The organism is Actinokineospora spheciospongiae (assembly GCF_003182415.1).
GTDB lineage: Bacteria > Actinomycetota > Actinomycetes > Mycobacteriales > Pseudonocardiaceae > Actinokineospora > Actinokineospora spheciospongiae.
In genome coordinates this window covers 548,558-563,733 of sequence record NZ_QHCP01000001.1, presented here as the reverse complement: position 1 = coordinate 563,733, position 15,176 = coordinate 548,558, and the positions used below count along the sequence as shown (strand labels likewise).

The window sequence follows — 15,176 nt, the reverse complement described above, 5'->3', positions numbered from 1 at the left end:
CGCCCGGGACGGGTAGACGCGCCCATGGACGAATCGCTCGCTGTGCTGACGAAGGGTTACGCCTGGCTCCCGGACCGGTTGCGCGCCGAGAACGCCCCCGTCGTGCGGACACGGCTGATGGGTCAGCGCGCGGTCTGCATCCACGGTGTGGACGCCGCGCGGCTGTTCTACGACGAGCGCAACGTGCACCGCCACGGCGCGCTGCCCGAGCCGGTCAAGAGCACCCTGTTCGGCCACGGTGCCGTGCACACCCTCGACGCCGCCGACCACCGGCGCCGCAAGTCCCTGTTCACCGGTCTGCTGATGAACCGGGAGGGCATCACCGACCTGGTCGAGCGGACCACCGCGGCCTGGGACGCGACCGTGGCGAACTGGGTCGTCGACCGGCCGGTGACGCTGTTCGAGGAGGCGAGCCGGGTGCTGACCGAGGCGGTGTTCGCCTGGGTCGGGCTGCCGCTGCCGCCCGAAGAGGTCGCCCCGGTCGCGGCGGACCTGGTCACGATGGTGGACGGCTTCGCCACCCCCGCGCCCCGGCACTTCAAGGCCCGCGCCGCTCGTGGTCGCCAGGAGAAGCGCCTCGCCGACATCATCACCGGCATCCGCGACGGCTCGGTGGAGGTGGCCCCGGACAGCGCGGTCCGGGCGGTCGCCTCCCACGTCGACGAGCGCGGGGACCTGCTCGAACCCCGGGTCGCCGCGGTGGAGGTGCTCAACATCGTCCGCCCCACCGTGGCCATCTCCTGGTTCCTGACCTTCACCGGCCACGCCCTGCACCGCTGGCCCGGAACCCGGGCCCGGCTGGCGCGCGGCGACCGGGAGTACGCGGTGGCCTTCGCCCACGAGGTCCGCCGCTTCTACCCGTTCGCCCCCTTCCTCGGCGGCCTGGCCGCCCGGGACCTGACCTTCCACGGCCAGGAGATCCCGAAGGGCGCGATGGTCCTGCTCGACGTCTACGGCCACAACCACGACCCGGCGCTGTTCCCCGACCCGTACACCTTCTCCCCCGAGCGCTTCCTCGACCGCGAGATCGGTGCCTTCGAGCTGATCCCCCAGGGCGGCGGCGACCCGCGCACCGGGCACCGCTGCCCCGGCGAGGACATCGTCATCACCATCCTCGCCGCCCTGGCACCACGCCTGGCCCGGCTCGACCACGCGGTCCCCGAGCAGGACCTCGACATCCCGCTCAACCGCATCCCCACCCTCCCCCGGAGCCGCTTCACCCTCGCGCGCACCGAGCACGAGGAGTGGGCGCTGGACACCGCGCTGACCCCGAGTGGCTGATCGCGACCGGTCCGGCGCACAATGCCGACCGGGTTCGCGACGACGCGCGGAGGGGAGTGACATGCCCGGAGCCGGGATCGATGTCTCCAGCGAGGAGACGTCGTCGCACCTCATCGCCCGCTTCGCCGGGGAACTCGACCTGGCGACCGCCCCGGTGGCGCGCGCCGCGCTGGACGACGCCGTCCGGGCGGTGGGCGGGCGCCACCTGGTGGTCGACTTGACCGGGTTGACGTTCCTCGGCTCCCCCGGGCTGGGTCTGCTGGTCAACGCCTGGGGGCGCTGCGCGGGCGGCGGGGCCCCGTTCACGGTGGTGGCCCCGCCCGGTGGCGCACCCCACCGCGTCCTGGAGGTCACCGGCCTCATCGGCTCGATCACGGTCGTCGAGGGAGTGTGGGAGGTCGTCGGCTCCGAGGCGATCGACCCTCCCGGCCAGTGAGACGACCGGCTCACCGCATCGGTGGGTAAATGCGTGATGCAGGGGTAGCACTGGGGCATGACCACCTCGCGCACCACGATCGTCATCGCGACCCGGAACCGGTGCGACGGTCTGCTGCGAACCCTCCAGCACCTCGACGACGGGGCCCCCGGCTCACCGGTCGTCGTGGTGGACAACGGGTCCGCGGACGGGACCGCCCAGCGCGTCAGCGCCCGGTTCCCCCGCGTCCGGGTGTTGCGGCTGCACCGCAACCTCGGCGCCTCCGCGCGCAACCTCGGGGTTCGCGCCGCCCGAACCCCGTACGTCGCCTTCAGCGACGACGACTCGTGGTGGGCGCCCGGGGCGCTGGCGCGGGTGGAGGCGGCCTTCGACGCGCACCCGCGGTTGGGCCTGGTCACGGGGCGGACGCTGGTGGGTGAGCAGGAACGGCCCGACCCCATCAACCACCTGCTGGCCGACAGCCCGCTGGGGCGCGACCCGGACCTGCCGGGGCCGTCGGTGCTCGGCTTCCTGTGCTGCGCGGCCGTGGTGCGCCGCGAGGCCCACCTGGGGGTCGGCGGGATACACCCGCTGCTGTTCTTCCTCGGCGAGGAGCGGCTGCTGGCCTGGGACCTGGCGGCGGCGGGCTGGTCGTGCTGCTACCTCGACACCGCGGTCGCCCACCACCACCCCTCGCCCCGGCGCGGCGGCGCGCACGCCCGGCGCGTGCTGGAGCTGCGCAACGACCTGCTGACGGCGTGGCTGCGCAAACCGGTGCGCGACGGTGTGGCGGCCACCGCGGCGCTGGCCCGGCGCGCCCTGGGCGACCGGGCGGCGCGCACCGCCCTCGGGGAGGCCGTGCGGCGGCTGCCCGCGGCGGCGCGCGGTCGCAGCGCGCTGCCGCACCGGGTGCTGCGCCACGTCGAGCTGGTGGAGGGCGCGGCGTGAGCGGGCGGGTGACCGTCGTGGTGATCACGCACAACCGGCGGGCGGAGCTGTGCCGCACGCTCGCGCACATGGCCGCGCTGTCGGACCGGGCGCCGATCATCGTGGTGGACAACGGCTCCGGTGACGGCAGCGCGACGGCGGTGGCCCGCGACTTCCCGGAGGTGGAGCTGCTGGCCAGCCCGCGCAACCTCGGGGCGATCGGCCGCAACCTGGCGGTGGAGCGGGTGCGCACGCCCTACGTGGCGTTCTGCGACGACGACACGTGCTGGGAGCCCGGATCGCTGACCCGGGCCGCGGACCTGCTCGACGAGAACCCGGAGCTGGGCTCGGTCACCGGGCGCTGCCTGGTCGAACCGGGGCTGCGGGAGGACCCGATCACCCCGGAGATGCGCCACTCCCCCGTCCCCGGCCCCGACTGGCTGCCCGGTCCGGCGCTGCTGGGCATCATGGCCGGGCTGAGCATGGTGCGGGTCTCGGCGTTCCGCGACGTCGGCGGGTTCAGCCCGAGGCTGTGGCTCGGCGGCGAGGAGGAGTTGTTCGCCCTCGACCTGGCCGCACGCGGCTGGTGGATGTGCTGGGCCGAGGACGTGGTGATCCGGCACGCGCCGTCGCGGGCGCGCGACCCGCGGGCCCGGCGCGCCGACGGCATCCGGAACACGCTGTGGACGGCGTGGTTGCGCAGGCCGCTGCGCAGCGCCGTGCGGCACACCGCCTGGGTCCTGCGCGGGGCGCCGAAGGACCGGGCGACGGCGGGCGCGGTGGGTCGCGCGCTGCTGGGCCTGCCGTGGGTGCTCGCCGGGCGCCGGGTGGTGCCCGCCGAGGTCGAGTCGGGGCTGCGGCTGCTGGAGGCCGCCCGCGTGGGGCGCACCGCGCGCAACTACGTCGGCTGAACCCGGATCGATGGTTCGGCTGCCGCACAGCGGTTACCCGGCCGACATGAGCACAACGAACCCGATCGAACTGCAGAAGCACCTCAGCGGCGTGGACTACCCGGCGAGCCGCCAGGACCTCGTCGAGCACGCCAGGTCCGACGGCGCGAGCGAGGAGATCCTGCAAGCACTGGAGAACATGCCCGACCGGACCTACGACGGCCCGAACGCCGTGAGCCAGGCGGCGTCCAAGAGCTGACCGGCCGCCTCCCGACAACACACCGGAAGGCGCTGGCACCGCACCCACCCACCGTGGTTTGAACCCCGCGGTGGGTGGGTAGCCCCTGCCTTGGTCACGGGAGGGGGCGGATGACTGTGGGCCGGTGGGTGCGGGTTTCAGCCGTGGTGGCGGCGGTGCTGGTGTCCGGGGGCTGCGGCGGGTTGGGTGCCTCGCCAGAAGACGCCCCCAACGCGTTGACCACCATGGGTTTCGGCCTCCCGGACGAGCACGCCACCGCCCGCGTCGCGGTGTTCCGCGACCGGTTCCCCGACACAGACCTGCGGGTCAACGAGGGCGCCTTCGACGAGCAGCAGTTCCTCTCCGCCGTCGCCAGTGGCGAGCCGCCGGACCTCGTCTACGCCGACCGGGCGAAGTTGGGTGCCTACGCGGCCAGGGGCGCGGTCGAGCCGATCGACGACTGCCTGCGCTCGCACGGGGTGGACCAGGCGCAGTTCCGGCCCGCCGCGATGCGCCAGGTCACCTACGGCGGAAAGGTCTACGGCGCACCGGAGTTCGCCACCGTGCGGCTGCTGATCATCAACAACACCGCCGTGCGCGCCGCGGGCGTCGACCCCGCCACCGTCTCGACCACCGACTGGTCCGCCCTGGCCGACCTGAGCACCCGGTTGGCCGACAACGCCGACGGGCGGTTCCGGCGGATCGGCTTCGACCCGAAGCTGCCCGACTTCCTCCCGCTGTGGGCCAAGGCCAACGGTGTCGAGCTGATCACCGCGGACGGGCGCGGGGTGCGGCTCGACGACCCCGCGGTGGTCGAGACCCTGCGCTACACCACGGACCTGGTGAAGTCGCAGGGCACGTGGGCGGCGTTCAAGGCGTTCAAGGACGGCTTCAACGACTTCGGCGCCGACAACGCCTACGCCAAGGACCAGCTCGCGGTCATGCCGATGGATTCCTTCTACATCAACACCCTGGCCACCAACTCCCCCGACGTGGACGTGACGATCACCCCGTTCACCGACCGGCGGGGCGAGCCCGTCACCGAGCTGGGCGGGCAGGCGTGGGCCATCCCCAAGGGGTCGCGGCACCCGGAGCGGGCGTGCGACTTCCTGGTCACCATGACCGCCACCGACACCTGGGTCACCGCCGCCAAGGCGCGCCGCGACGCGCTGGCCGCCAAGGGCAGGCCCTACGGCGGCACGTTCACCGCCAACCGGGTGGCGGACGAGGAGATCTTCACGACCGTGTACGCCGCGCAGGGCAACCGCATCCTGGACCAGGGCGTGCCGATCGTGCGCGCGTTGCAGGACGACTCGTTCGCCCTGCCCGCCAGCCCCGCCGGGCCGGACCTGATCCGGGCCTGGCAGCAGGCGGCCACCCGGGTGCTGACCGGGGCGCAGACCCCCGAGGAGGCCCTGGGCCAGGCGCAGCGGGAAGCCGACGCCGCGCTCGACCGGGTACTGGGGAGGTAGGCCGTGAGCCGGACCGAGCGCCGGGCGCCGTGGCTGTTCCTGTCGCCGTGGCTGCTGGGCTTCGCCGCGTTCACCGCGGGCCCGATGCTGGTCAGCCTGTGGTTGTCGTTCACCCGCTACGACATGCTCACCCCGGCGGAGTTCGTCGGCACCGACAACTACCGCGAGCTGTTCACCGACCCCAAGGTCGCCACCGCGCTGGGGAACACGCTGTTCTTCACGGTCCTGCACGTGCCGTTGCAGATCGTGCTGGCCCTGGTCCTGGCGAGCCTGCTGCGCCGGGCCGGGCGCGCGGGCGGGGTGTTCCGGACCCTGCTGTACCTGCCGGTGATGACCCCGCCGGTGGCGCTCGCGGCGCTGTTCCTGCTGCTGCTCAACGGGCAGACCGGCGCCATCAACGACGTGCTGGGCTGGTTCGGCTTCACCGGCCCGAACTGGACGACCGACCCGGCGTGGATCAAGCCGGGCCTGGTGCTGATGAGCCTGTGGACCGTGGGCAGCACGGCGGTCATCTACCTGGCCGCGCTGACCAGGGTGCCCCCGGAGCTGTACGAGGCCGCCGAACTCGACGGCGCGAGCCCGTGGCGGCGGTTCCGGCACGTCACGCTGCCGATGATCAGCGGCACGGTGTACTTCACCGTGATCGTGAACACGATTGCCTCGTTGCAGGTCTTCACCGAGGCCTACGTCATGTTCTACGGCAACGCCCAGACCGAGGCTGGCCGCGACGACTCGGCGCTGTTCTACGTGATCTACCTGTTCCAGCAGGCGTTCGGCTCGCTGCGGATGGGCTACGCCTCGGCGATGGCGTGGGCGCTGTTCCTGGTGATCGCGCTGATCACCGCACTCCAGGTCCGGGCGAGCAGGCGGCTGGTCCACTACGAGGGTGAGGTCCGATGAGGACCAGGGGGCGCGGGTTCGCGCTGGCCGGGCTGGTCGTGGCGGCGGTGGCCTTCGGCTACCCGTTCGCGTGGCTGGTGAGCGCCTCGCTCAAGGACCGGGCGCACGTGTTCGACAACGCGCTGCTGCCGGTGCCGTTCGCGCCGCAGAACTTCGTCGAGGTGTGGCGGGCGGTGCCGCTGCTGACCTGGATCGGCAACAGCGTCGCGGTCGGGGTGGCCGCGGCGGTCGCGGCGACGCTGTCGAGCGCGGTCGTGGCCTACGGGTTCGCCCGCTACCGCTTCCGCGGCCGGGGCCTGCTGTTCGGGCTGGTGCTGGCGACGATGATGCTGCCCGGCGCGGTCACGATGGTGCCGGTGTACCTGGAGTGGCACGCGGTGGGCCTGGCGACGACGCAGGTCCCGCTGTGGGCGCAGAACCTGTTCGGTTCGGCGTTCTACATCTTCCTGCTGCGGCAGTTCTTCCTCGGCCTGCCCTCGGAGGTGTTCGACGCGGCCAGGGTCGACGGCGCCGGGCCGCTGCGCACCTTCACCGCCATCGCGCTGCCGCTGGCGCGGCCGGGGATGGTGGTGGTGTTCGTGTTCGAGCTGCGGTCGGCGTGGACGGACCTGATCAAGCCGCTGATCTACCTGCGCGAACCGCAGTTCTACACGTTGCCGCGCGGGTTGAAGACGGTGCTCGACCGGTTCGGCCAGGGCGGGGAGTCGCAGTGGGAGATCGTGCTGGCGGCCAGCGTGGTGGCCACGGTGCCGATGATCGTGCTGTTCCTGTGCGCCCAGCGCTACTTCGTCCGGGGTTTGGTCACCCAGCACGTGGAGCAGTGAATAGCCACCCATTCGGGTGAAGCGCGGAAACCACGTCTCCTGTTTCCTTCCGGGAAACAGGAGACGTGGTTCTCAGTGCGCGCTGGTCAGCTCACAGCGGGTCCGGAATCGGAGGAACCGGCGAGCTGCGAGAGGAAGTCGTGGCACTTCTTCGCCCGCGCGGAGTCCTCCGCCATCACCTGCTCGAAGAACTCGGCGATGTCGTTCTTGCCCGCGTTCTTGGCGTCGCGGACGTACTGGCCGTAGTCGTGCCCGGCCTTGAGCGAGTGGTACTGCACCGAGATGAGGTCGAAGGTCACGTCGTCGAAACCGGTCTCACCTGTCGCCATGTCCGTTTCTCCTTCAGTCGAACCGGGGGGTGTGTCCATCGCTTCGGGGCGGCGCCCCGGGTGTCTGTGGCAGAGGTGTTCCCACTGCGCCGCGATTCATTCGCGGAGATCACCACCGATGTGCCGGTACCGCCGCACGGGGGTGGTTTCACCATTCACCAGTACGAGCGTCTGCTTACCGTCGAAGTGTTTACCAGCGAAAATGCTGGATATCACTGCTCCCGTGACACCACCTCCTGCCGCTGTGCTGCTGGATCGGGATGGCACCCTCGTGCACGACGTGCCCTACAACGGCGACCCCGCGCTGGTGCGGCTGATGCCCGGCGCGATCGAGTTGACCACCGCCCTGCGGACCCGGGGCGTGCGCACCGGGGTGGTGAGCAACCAGTCCGGCATCGGCCGCGGGATGCTCACCGAGGAGCAGGTGGCCGCGGTCAACGCCAGGGTGGAGACCCTGCTCGGTCGCTTCGGCACCTGGCAGGTCTGCCCGCACCGGCCCGAAGACGGCTGCGCGTGCCGCAAACCGCGACCCGGCCTCGTCCTCGCGGCCTGCGCGGCGCTGGGTGTGGACCCGTCCGACACCGTGGTCATAGGCGACATCGGCGCGGACGTCGACGCCGCCCGCGCCGCGGGTGCCCGCGCGATCCTGGTCCCGACCGAGCGGACGCTGCCCGAGGAGGTCGAGCGCGCGCCGGTTGTCGTCGCGGACCTGCACGCCGCGCTGGCGGTGGTCCTGTGAGGACATTGGTCGCCCGCCTCGACAGCGACGGGGACGTGCTGCTGGCCGGTCCCGCCGTCCGCGCCGCCGCGGCGGCGGGCGAGGTCACCCTCCTGGTCGGTCCGGCGGGTCGACAGGCGGCCGAACTGCTGCCCGGGGTGGACGACGTGCTGGTGTGGGCGTGCCCCTGGGTGGCCAACCCCGCGCCCGCGGTGGACGCCGCCGACGTGGACCGGCTGGTCGGCGCGGTGCGGGAACGCCGACCGGACGTGGCGCTGGTGTTGACGTCCTTCCACCAGAGCCCGCTGCCGCTGGCGCTGCTGCTGCGGCTCGCGGGCGTGCCCAGGATCGTCGCCCGGTCGATCGACTACCCCGGCTCCCTGCTGGACGTGCGGCTGACCGACGACCCCGACATCCCCGAGGCGGACCGGGCCCTGGCGGTGGCGCGGGCGGCCGGGTTCGACCTCCCCCCCGGTGACGGCGGCGGTCTCGCGGTCCGCCCGCAGCCCTCGACCACCCCCGGCCCGTACCTGGTGGTGCACCCCGGCGCGTCGGTGCCCGCCCGCACCTGGTCGCCGGACCGCTGGGCCGAGGCCGTCTCGGTGCTCACCGGGCGCGGGCACCGGGTCCTGGTGACCGGCGGCCCCGGCGAACGCGCGCTGACCGCCCGGGTGGCGGGCACGACCGGGGTCGACCTGGGCGGCCGCACCACGCTGGCGGAGCTGGCCGGGCTGCTGGCGGGCGCCGACGCGCTGGTGGTCGGCAACACCGGTCCGGCGCACCTGGCCGCCGCCGTGGGCACCCCCGTGGTGTCGCTGTTCGCCCCCGTGGTGCCCGCCGCCCGCTGGGCCCCGCACGGGCCGCACGTCCTGCTCGGCGACCAGCACGCGCCGTGCCGGGACACCCGGGCCCGCGACTGCCCGGTACCGGGTCACCCGTGCCTCGACGGGGTCGATCCCCGCCGGGTGGCCGACGCCGTCGACGAGCTGATCGGAGTCCGCGCATGAGGGTCCTGCTCTGGCACGTGCACGGGTCGTGGACGAACGCCTTCGTCCGCGGCGAGCACGAGTTCCTGCTGGTGGCCCCGCCCGACGGGGTGGGACTCGCCGGGCGCGACTGGCCCTCGGCGCGGGAGGTGCCGCTGTCGGACCTCGACCGCGGCAGCGCGGACGTGGCGGTCGTGCAGAACCCGCGCGAGCTGCCCCTGGTGCCCGACGGGATGCCCGTGATCTACCTGGAGCACAACACGCCCAAGGCGCCCAACGAGCGCCACCCCATGGCCGACTGGCCCGGGCGGCTGGTGCACGTCACCCACTTCAACGCGCTGATGTGGGACACGGGCAGCACCCGCACCACCGTCATCGAGCACGGTGTGGTCGACCCGGGGCCGCTCTACACCGGTGAGCTGCCCCGGGCCGCGGTCGTGGTCAACGAGCCGGTGCGCCGCGGCCGGGTCGTCGGCACCGACCTGCTGCCCCGCTTCGCCGAGGCCGCCCCGCTCGACGTCTACGGCATGGGCACCGAACTGCTGGGGCCGATGGGCCGCGGCGACCACGGCATGGCCGACCTGCACCGGGAGATGGCGCGGCGGCGGGTCTACCTGCACCCGGTGCGGTGGACGTCGCTGGGGCTGTCGCTGCTGGAGGCGATGTGCCTGGGGATGCCCGTGGTCGCGCTGGCCTGCACCGAGGTGGGCCGCGCGGTGCCACCGGGAGCGGGGGTGGTGTCCAACGACCCGGACCGGCTGGTCCGGGGACTGCGCGAACTGGTGTCCGACCCCGACGCCGCCCGCGCGCGCGGGGTCGAGGCCAGGCGCACCGCCCTGGCCCGGTACGGGCTCGACAGTTTCCTCAAGGGTTGGGACCGCTTGCTGATGGAGGTGACCGCATGAAAATCGCGATGGTGTCCGAACACGCCAATCCCCTCGCCGCGCTCGGCGAGGAGGACGCGGGCGGCCAGAACGTCCACGTCGCCGGTCTGGCGTCCGCGCTGGCCGCCCGGGGGCACCGGGTGACCGTCTTCACCCGCAGGGACGACCCGGACGTGCCGGAACTGGTGCACGCCAAGGGGTACGACGTCGTGCACGTCCCCGCCGGGCCCGCCGCCCCGGTGCCCAAGGACGACCTCCTGCCGCACATGAACGACTTCACCCGGTTCCTGGCCCGGCACTGGCGCGACGACACCCCGGACGTGGTGCACTCGCACTTCTGGATGTCCGGCATGGCCTCGGTCCTCGCCGCGCGGACGGTGGAGGTGCCGGTCGCGCACACCTACCACGCGCTGGGCACGGTCAAGCGCCGCCACCAGGGTTCGGCCGACACCAGCCCGGCCAAGCGGATCGGCATCGAGCGGATGGTCGGCAAGCAGGCCGACGCCATCGTGGCCACCTGCACCGACGAGGTGTTCGAGTTGGTGCGGATGGGGCTGTCGCGGCAAAAGGTGACCGTGGTGCCGTCCGGGGTGGACGCGCAGCGGTTCAGCCCGGACGGCCGGGGGGCGCCCAAGAGCACCGGGCACCGCATCGTCTCGGTCGGCAGGTTGGTGCCGCGCAAGGGTTTCGCCGAGGTGATCAGCGCGCTGCGCCTGCTGCCGGACACCGAACTGGTCATCGCGGGCGGCGGCGCCGACGTCGAGGGCGACCCGCAGGCCCGGGCGTTGCTGGAGCACGCCGGGTCGGTCGGGGTGCGCGACCGGGTGCGGCTGGCCGGGCGGGTGTCGCGGCGGGCCATGCCCGCGCTGCTGCGCTCGGCGGACGTGGTGGTGTGCGCGCCGTGGTACGAGCCGTTCGGCATCGTGCCGCTGGAGGCCATGGCGTGCTCGGTGCCGGTGGTGGCCACCGCCGTGGGCGGGCTGATGGACACGGTCGTCGACGGGGTCACCGGACTGCTGGTGCCGCCGCGGGACCCGGTGGCGCTGGCCAAGGCGCTGCGCTCGCTGCTCGCCGACCCGACCCAGCGCCAGGCTCTGGGCCTCGCGGGCTGCGACCGGGTGCAGGCGCGGTACCTGTGGGAGCACGTCGCCCAGGCCACCGAGGATGTCTACCTGCGGGTGGGCGCGGGTGCGGCGGTCGAGTCGGACATGGTGGAGGTGGCCCGGTGAGCGCGGAGACCCAACTCGACCCGGCGGTCGACGGCGCGCTGGGCGGTCACCTCGACCGGCTCGCGGTCACCCTCGACGGGCTGCGGGCGCAGTCGCGGCTGGTGTCGCGGTGGGGCGGTGTGCTGGCCCGGCGGCTGTCGGCGGGCGCGCGGCTGCTCGCCGCGGGCAACGGCGGTTCGGCGGCCGAGGCCCAGCACCTCACGGCCGAACTCGTCGGCCGCTTCCGCGACGACCGGCGGCCGTTCTCGGCGATCGCGCTGTGCGCGGAGACCTCCAGCGTCACCGCGATCGGCAACGACTACGGCTACGACCAGGTCTTCGCCCGGCAGGTCACCGCGCACGCCCGCCCCGGTGACGTGGTGGTGCTGCTCTCGACCAGCGGGCGCAGCCGCAACCTGCTGGAGGCGGCCACCGCGGGCAGGCTGGCCGGTGCCCTGGTGTGGGCGATGACCGGTCCGGGGCCCAACCCGCTGGCCGAGGCCGCCGACGAGGTGCTGTGCCTGCCGGGTGCCACGGCCAACGTGCAGGAGGCGCAACTGGTGGCCGTGCACGCGGTGTGCGCGGCGTTCGAGGCGGCGCTGCCCGGGGCGTCCCGGAGGGCCTCATGAAGTTGGTCGTGGTGGGGGACGCGCTGCTCGACGTGGACGTGCGGGGCTCCGTGGGCAGGCTGTGCCCGGACGCCCCGGCGCCGGTGCTGGACGTGAGCGGGGAGACCGCGCGGGCCGGTGGTGCGGCGCTGGCGGCCACCCTGGCGCACACCGACGGGGTGGACGTCACCCTGGTCAGCGCCGTGGCCGACGACGAGGCGGGGCAGCGGCTGCGCGCCGCGCTCGGCGACGTGCCCGCGGTCTGGGGACCGTCGCCGGAGCCGACACCGGTCAAGACCCGGTTGCGCGCGGGCGGCACCTCGCTGGCCCGCATCGACAGCGGCGGGGGCCCGCGCCTGCCCGCGGCGACCGACGCGATGCTCGACGAGGTGCTCAGCGCCGACCTGGTGCTGGTGTCCGACTACGGCCGCGGCTTGGCCCGCGACGAGCGGCTGCGGGCGGTGCTCGACCGGGTGCCGGTCGTCTGGGACCCGCACCCGCGCGGCCCGGCGCCCACCCCGGGCGCCCGGCTGGTGACCCCCAACGCCGCCGAGGCCGAGGCGTTCTCCGGGCTCAGCGACCCCACCGAGGCCGCGGCGGAGCTGCGGCGGCGGTGGTCGGCCCGCGCGGTCGTGGTCACCCTGGGCGCCCGGGGCGCGCTGCTGCACGGCGGCGGCACCCCCACGGCGGTCCCCGCGCGGCGCATCCCGGTGCTGGACCCCTGCGGGGCCGGGGACCGGTTCGCCGCCACCGCCGCCGCCCGGCTGATGGCGGGCGCGGCGCCGGACGAGGCGGTGGCCGCCGCGGTCACCTCGGCGGCGGACTTCCTGCTGCGCGAGCACCCCGAGGCGGAGCAACCATCCACTGTGGACGCGGTGCGGGCCAGGGGTGGCACGGTCGTGGCCACCGGCGGGTGCTTCGACATCCTGCACGCGGGCCACGTCCGCACCCTGCGCGCCGCGCGGGCGCTGGGCGACTGCCTGGTGGTGTGCCTGAACTCCGACGACTCCGTGCGCAGGCTCAAGGGCCCGGACCGCCCGGTGACCACGCAGGACGACCGGGTGGAGGTGCTCAGCGCCCTGGGCTGCGTGGACGAGGTGGTCGTGTTCGACGAACGCACCCCGGAGCAGGTGCTCGGCGTCCTGCGGCCGGACGTGTGGGTCAAGGGCGGGGACTACTCCGCCGAGACCCTGCCCGAGGCCGACCTGGTCGCGGGCTGGGGCGGGCGGACCGTGGTGGTGCCCTACCACAGCGGTCGCTCGACAACCGGAATTCTCACGAGGAGGAGCTGAATGCTGGGTCAGGTGCTGGTCACCGGCGGGTCGTCCGGTCTGGGCGCGGCCGTCGTGCGCGCCGTGCACGAGGCGGGCGGGCAGCCGCTCGTGCTCGACAAGGCGGCCCCCTCGGCCGCGGAGGTCGCCGACTTCGAGGCGGTGGACCTGTCCGACACCCGGGCGGCGGAACGGGCGGTCGCCGCGATCGCCGGGCGCAACGGCGGCCTGCGCGCCGTCGTCACCGCCGCCGGGATCGACGCGTGCGGCGCGCTGGACGTGGTGCCCGCCGAGGACTGGGAACGGGTGGTGATGGTCAACCTGTTCGGCACGGCCGCGGTCATCCGCGCGGCACTGCCGATGCTCGACGGCGGGCGGGTGGTCACCATCTCCTCCACCCTGGGCCTGCGCGCGGTCGGCGACGCCACCGCCTACTGCGCCTCCAAGTTCGGTGTCGTCGGCTTCACCAGGGCGTTGGCCGCGGAGACCGCGGGCCGGATCGGGGTGACGCTGGTGATCCCCGGCGGGATGCGCACGCACTTCTTCGACGACCGCCCGGAGCAGTACCGCCCGGCCGACGACTCCCGGCTCAACCCACCGGAGCGGGTGGCCGACGCGATCGTGTTCGCCCTCGCGCAGCCCGCGGGGTGCGAGGTCCGCGAACTGGTCGTCGCGCACGCCGAGGAGGGCTCGTGGCCGTGACCCTGGACATCCGCTCCCCGCTGGACGGCCACGAGGTCGGCTCCCTGCCCACCGCCACCGAGGACGAGGTCAGCCGGGCCGTGCGGGCCGCCCTCGCCGCCCGCGGCCCCTGGGCGGACACCCCGGCCGCCGACCGCGGCGCCGCGGTCCGCGCCGCCGCCACCGCACTGCGCGCCGCGGCGGACGAACTGGCCGCGACGGTCGCCGCCGAGACCGGTCGCCCGGTCGACTCGGCCCGCGAGGGCGTGCTGGCCGGTGTGTCCACACTGGAGCAGTACGCCGAACTGGGCCCGGTCCACCGGGGCCGCTCGCTGCTCGGCTCCCCCGGCGCCACCGACCTGATGGTCCCCGAACCGCGCGGCCTGGTCGTGGCGCTGACCCCGTGGAACGACCCGGTGGCGGTGGCCTGCGGCCTGCTCGGCGCCGCCCTGGTCACCGGGAACGCTGTGGTGCACAAGCCCAGCGAGCGCTGCCCGCACACCGGCGCCCACCTCGGCGACCTGCTCTCGGAGCACTTCCCCCCGGGCGTGCTGCACACCGTCACCGGCGACGGCGAGGTCGGCGCCCGCCTGGCCGGGGACCCGTCGGTCGACGTGGTGGCCCACGTCGGCGGCACCGCCACCGGCCGCTCCATCGCCGCCGCCACCGCGCTCACCGGGGCCAAAGCCCTGCTGGAGAACGGCGGCAACGACGCCCTGCTGATCGATGCCGATGTCGACCCGGTGTGGGCGGCGGAGCAGGCCGCCCTGGGGGCGTTCGCCAACGCGGGCCAGATCTGCACCTCGGTGGAGCGCGTCCTGGTCCACCAGGACATCGCCGAGGAGTTCCTCGAAGCCCTGTGCGCCGAGGCCAGCGAGTGGAACGCCGACCCCCAGCCCCTGGTCGACCGCCGCCACCGCGAAGCCGTGCACAGCCACGTGGCCCAGGCCATCGCCGACGGCGCCGAAGCCCTGGTCGGCGGCGCGATCCCGGAAGGAGAGGGCGCCCACTACCCCGCCACCGTCCTGCGCGGCTGCACCCCGGACATGCGGGTCATGCGGGAGGAGACCTTCGGCCCGGTCGCCCCGGTGTGCGTGGTCTCCTCGTTCGCCGAGGGCCTCGGTCTGGCCTGCCAGGACGAGCACGGCCTGGCGGCCACGGTCCTGACCGCCTCCATGACCAACGCCCAGCGCGCCTGGCGCGCTCTGCCGGTGGGGACGGTCAAGGTGAACGCCGTGTTCGGCGGTGCCCCCGGCGGCGCCGCCCAACCGAGGGGCGCCTCCGGCACCGGGTACGGCTACGGCCCGGAACTGCTGGACGAGATGACCACCACCAAGGTCGTCCACATCGGACTCCCCCGCCAACGCTGACCCACTTCAGGACGAGCGCCGCAGTGCCGTTCCCGGCGCTGCGGCGCTCGTCGTTCCAATGGTCAGGATCACCCGGCCCCCGTGAAGCCGATGCAAGCGCTGTTCTTGGACCGCGTTTCCCTGGTCACTCAGCAGACAGCAGGCGCCGCTGATGGCTTTCTCGGCCGGAGAACC

The 15,176-nt window shown here is 74.0% G+C and carries 17 protein-coding genes; 16 read left to right on the top strand and 1 reads right to left on the bottom strand.

Translation table 11 applies throughout. The annotated features are described in order from the left end of the window. The first annotated feature begins 24 nt into the window (after nt 1–24). From DFQ13_RS02385 to DFQ13_RS02350, 8 genes are all read left to right on the top strand, one after another. Nucleotides 25–1,281, top strand: a complete 1,257-nt coding sequence (locus DFQ13_RS02385; protein WP_052020843.1) for a cytochrome P450 — start codon at nt 25–27, stop codon at nt 1,279–1,281. Between the two features lie 61 nt (nt 1,282–1,342). Next, nucleotides 1,343–1,717 (top strand): STAS domain-containing protein, encoded by a 375-nt coding sequence (locus DFQ13_RS02380; RefSeq protein WP_035279868.1) that lies wholly within the window; start codon nt 1,343–1,345, stop codon nt 1,715–1,717. A gap of 57 nt (nt 1,718–1,774) precedes the next feature. Continuing rightward, entirely contained in the window at nt 1,775–2,644 is an 870-nt protein-coding gene (locus DFQ13_RS02375; protein WP_110078623.1) for a glycosyltransferase family 2 protein, read from the top strand. Next, on the top strand, nt 2,641–3,534 hold the full coding sequence (locus tag DFQ13_RS02370; protein ID WP_035279870.1) for a glycosyltransferase family 2 protein: 894 nt from the start codon (nt 2,641–2,643) through the stop codon (nt 3,532–3,534). The genes DFQ13_RS02375 and DFQ13_RS02370 overlap by 4 nt, the downstream gene beginning before the upstream one ends. 46 nt (nt 3,535–3,580) lie before the next feature. Further along, a complete protein-coding gene (locus tag DFQ13_RS02365) occupies nt 3,581–3,772 on the top strand; it encodes a DUF2795 domain-containing protein (protein ID WP_035279946.1) in 192 nt (63 codons plus the stop codon). A 110-nt stretch (nt 3,773–3,882) separates the two neighbouring features. Then, nucleotides 3,883–5,223, top strand: a complete 1,341-nt coding sequence (locus DFQ13_RS02360; RefSeq protein ID WP_233438224.1) for an extracellular solute-binding protein — start codon at nt 3,883–3,885, stop codon at nt 5,221–5,223. A 3-nt stretch (nt 5,224–5,226) separates the two neighbouring features. Beyond that, a complete protein-coding gene (locus DFQ13_RS02355; RefSeq protein WP_035279872.1) occupies nt 5,227–6,123 on the top strand; it encodes a carbohydrate ABC transporter permease in 897 nt (298 codons plus the stop codon). Next, a complete protein-coding gene (locus tag DFQ13_RS02350; RefSeq protein WP_052020844.1) occupies nt 6,120–6,947 on the top strand; it encodes a carbohydrate ABC transporter permease in 828 nt (275 codons plus the stop codon). The genes DFQ13_RS02355 and DFQ13_RS02350 overlap by 4 nt, the downstream gene beginning before the upstream one ends. Nucleotides 6,948–7,033: 86 nt before the next feature. On the opposite strand, the gene DFQ13_RS02345 is transcribed toward DFQ13_RS02350, so the two are convergent. Continuing rightward, nucleotides 7,034–7,276: a hypothetical protein gene (locus tag DFQ13_RS02345; RefSeq protein WP_035279873.1), complete on the bottom strand. Its 243-nt coding sequence runs from the start codon at nt 7,274–7,276 to the stop codon at nt 7,034–7,036. Between the two features lie 223 nt (nt 7,277–7,499). Here DFQ13_RS02345 and DFQ13_RS34675 point away from each other — a divergent pair, with 223 nt between their 5' ends. The 8 genes from DFQ13_RS34675 to DFQ13_RS02305 are packed head-to-tail and all read left to right on the top strand — an operon-like array spanning nt 7,500 to nt 15,002. Next, nucleotides 7,500–8,015, top strand: coding sequence for a D-glycero-alpha-D-manno-heptose-1,7-bisphosphate 7-phosphatase (locus DFQ13_RS34675; RefSeq protein WP_407643119.1), 516 nt, complete (start codon nt 7,500–7,502; stop codon nt 8,013–8,015). Then, nucleotides 8,012–9,001 carry a glycosyltransferase family 9 protein gene (locus DFQ13_RS02335; RefSeq protein ID WP_035279874.1) on the top strand — a complete coding sequence of 330 codons (990 nt, stop codon included), beginning with the start codon at nt 8,012–8,014 and terminating at the stop codon, nt 8,999–9,001. The genes DFQ13_RS34675 and DFQ13_RS02335 overlap by 4 nt, the downstream gene beginning before the upstream one ends. After that, on the top strand, nt 8,998–9,885 hold the full coding sequence (locus DFQ13_RS02330) for a glycosyltransferase (protein ID WP_035279875.1): 888 nt from the start codon (nt 8,998–9,000) through the stop codon (nt 9,883–9,885). The genes DFQ13_RS02335 and DFQ13_RS02330 overlap by 4 nt, the downstream gene beginning before the upstream one ends. Next, entirely contained in the window at nt 9,882–11,093 is a 1,212-nt protein-coding gene (locus DFQ13_RS02325) for a glycosyltransferase (protein ID WP_110078622.1), read from the top strand. The genes DFQ13_RS02330 and DFQ13_RS02325 overlap by 4 nt, the downstream gene beginning before the upstream one ends. Next, entirely contained in the window at nt 11,090–11,701 is a 612-nt protein-coding gene (locus tag DFQ13_RS02320; RefSeq protein WP_110078621.1) for a D-sedoheptulose-7-phosphate isomerase, read from the top strand. Before DFQ13_RS02325 ends, DFQ13_RS02320 begins: the two co-directional genes overlap by 4 nt. Next, nucleotides 11,698–12,972, top strand: a complete 1,275-nt coding sequence (rfaE2, locus tag DFQ13_RS02315; RefSeq protein ID WP_110078620.1) for a D-glycero-beta-D-manno-heptose 1-phosphate adenylyltransferase — start codon at nt 11,698–11,700, stop codon at nt 12,970–12,972. The genes DFQ13_RS02320 and rfaE2 overlap by 4 nt, the downstream gene beginning before the upstream one ends. After that, nucleotides 12,973–13,653, top strand: a complete 681-nt coding sequence (locus DFQ13_RS02310) for an SDR family oxidoreductase (protein WP_110078619.1) — start codon at nt 12,973–12,975, stop codon at nt 13,651–13,653. It abuts the gene before it with no gap. Beyond that, nucleotides 13,644–15,002, top strand: a complete 1,359-nt coding sequence (locus tag DFQ13_RS02305; RefSeq protein WP_110078618.1) for an aldehyde dehydrogenase family protein — start codon at nt 13,644–13,646, stop codon at nt 15,000–15,002. Before DFQ13_RS02310 ends, DFQ13_RS02305 begins: the two co-directional genes overlap by 10 nt. The last annotated feature ends 174 nt before the right edge of the window (nt 15,003–15,176 follow it).

Coding starts and splice junctions, on each gene's coding strand:
- DFQ13_RS02375 (WP_110078623.1), top strand. CDS start 1,775: ATGACCACCTCGCGCACCACGATCGTCATCGCGACCCGGAACCGGTGC.
- DFQ13_RS02310 (WP_110078619.1), top strand. CDS start 12,973: ATGCTGGGTCAGGTGCTGGTCACCGGCGGGTCGTCCGGTCTGGGCGCG.
- DFQ13_RS02350 (WP_052020844.1), top strand. CDS start 6,120: ATGAGGACCAGGGGGCGCGGGTTCGCGCTGGCCGGGCTGGTCGTGGCG.
- DFQ13_RS02385 (WP_052020843.1), top strand. CDS start 25: ATGGACGAATCGCTCGCTGTGCTGACGAAGGGTTACGCCTGGCTCCCG.
- DFQ13_RS02365 (WP_035279946.1), top strand. CDS start 3,581: ATGAGCACAACGAACCCGATCGAACTGCAGAAGCACCTCAGCGGCGTG.
- DFQ13_RS02330 (WP_035279875.1), top strand. CDS start 8,998: ATGAGGGTCCTGCTCTGGCACGTGCACGGGTCGTGGACGAACGCCTTC.
- DFQ13_RS02380 (WP_035279868.1), top strand. CDS start 1,343: ATGCCCGGAGCCGGGATCGATGTCTCCAGCGAGGAGACGTCGTCGCAC.
- rfaE2 (WP_110078620.1), top strand. CDS start 11,698: ATGAAGTTGGTCGTGGTGGGGGACGCGCTGCTCGACGTGGACGTGCGG.
- DFQ13_RS02345 (WP_035279873.1), bottom strand. CDS start 7,276: ATGGCGACAGGTGAGACCGGTTTCGACGACGTGACCTTCGACCTCATC.
- DFQ13_RS02325 (WP_110078622.1), top strand. CDS start 9,882: ATGAAAATCGCGATGGTGTCCGAACACGCCAATCCCCTCGCCGCGCTC.
- DFQ13_RS02360 (WP_233438224.1), top strand. CDS start 3,883: ATGACTGTGGGCCGGTGGGTGCGGGTTTCAGCCGTGGTGGCGGCGGTG.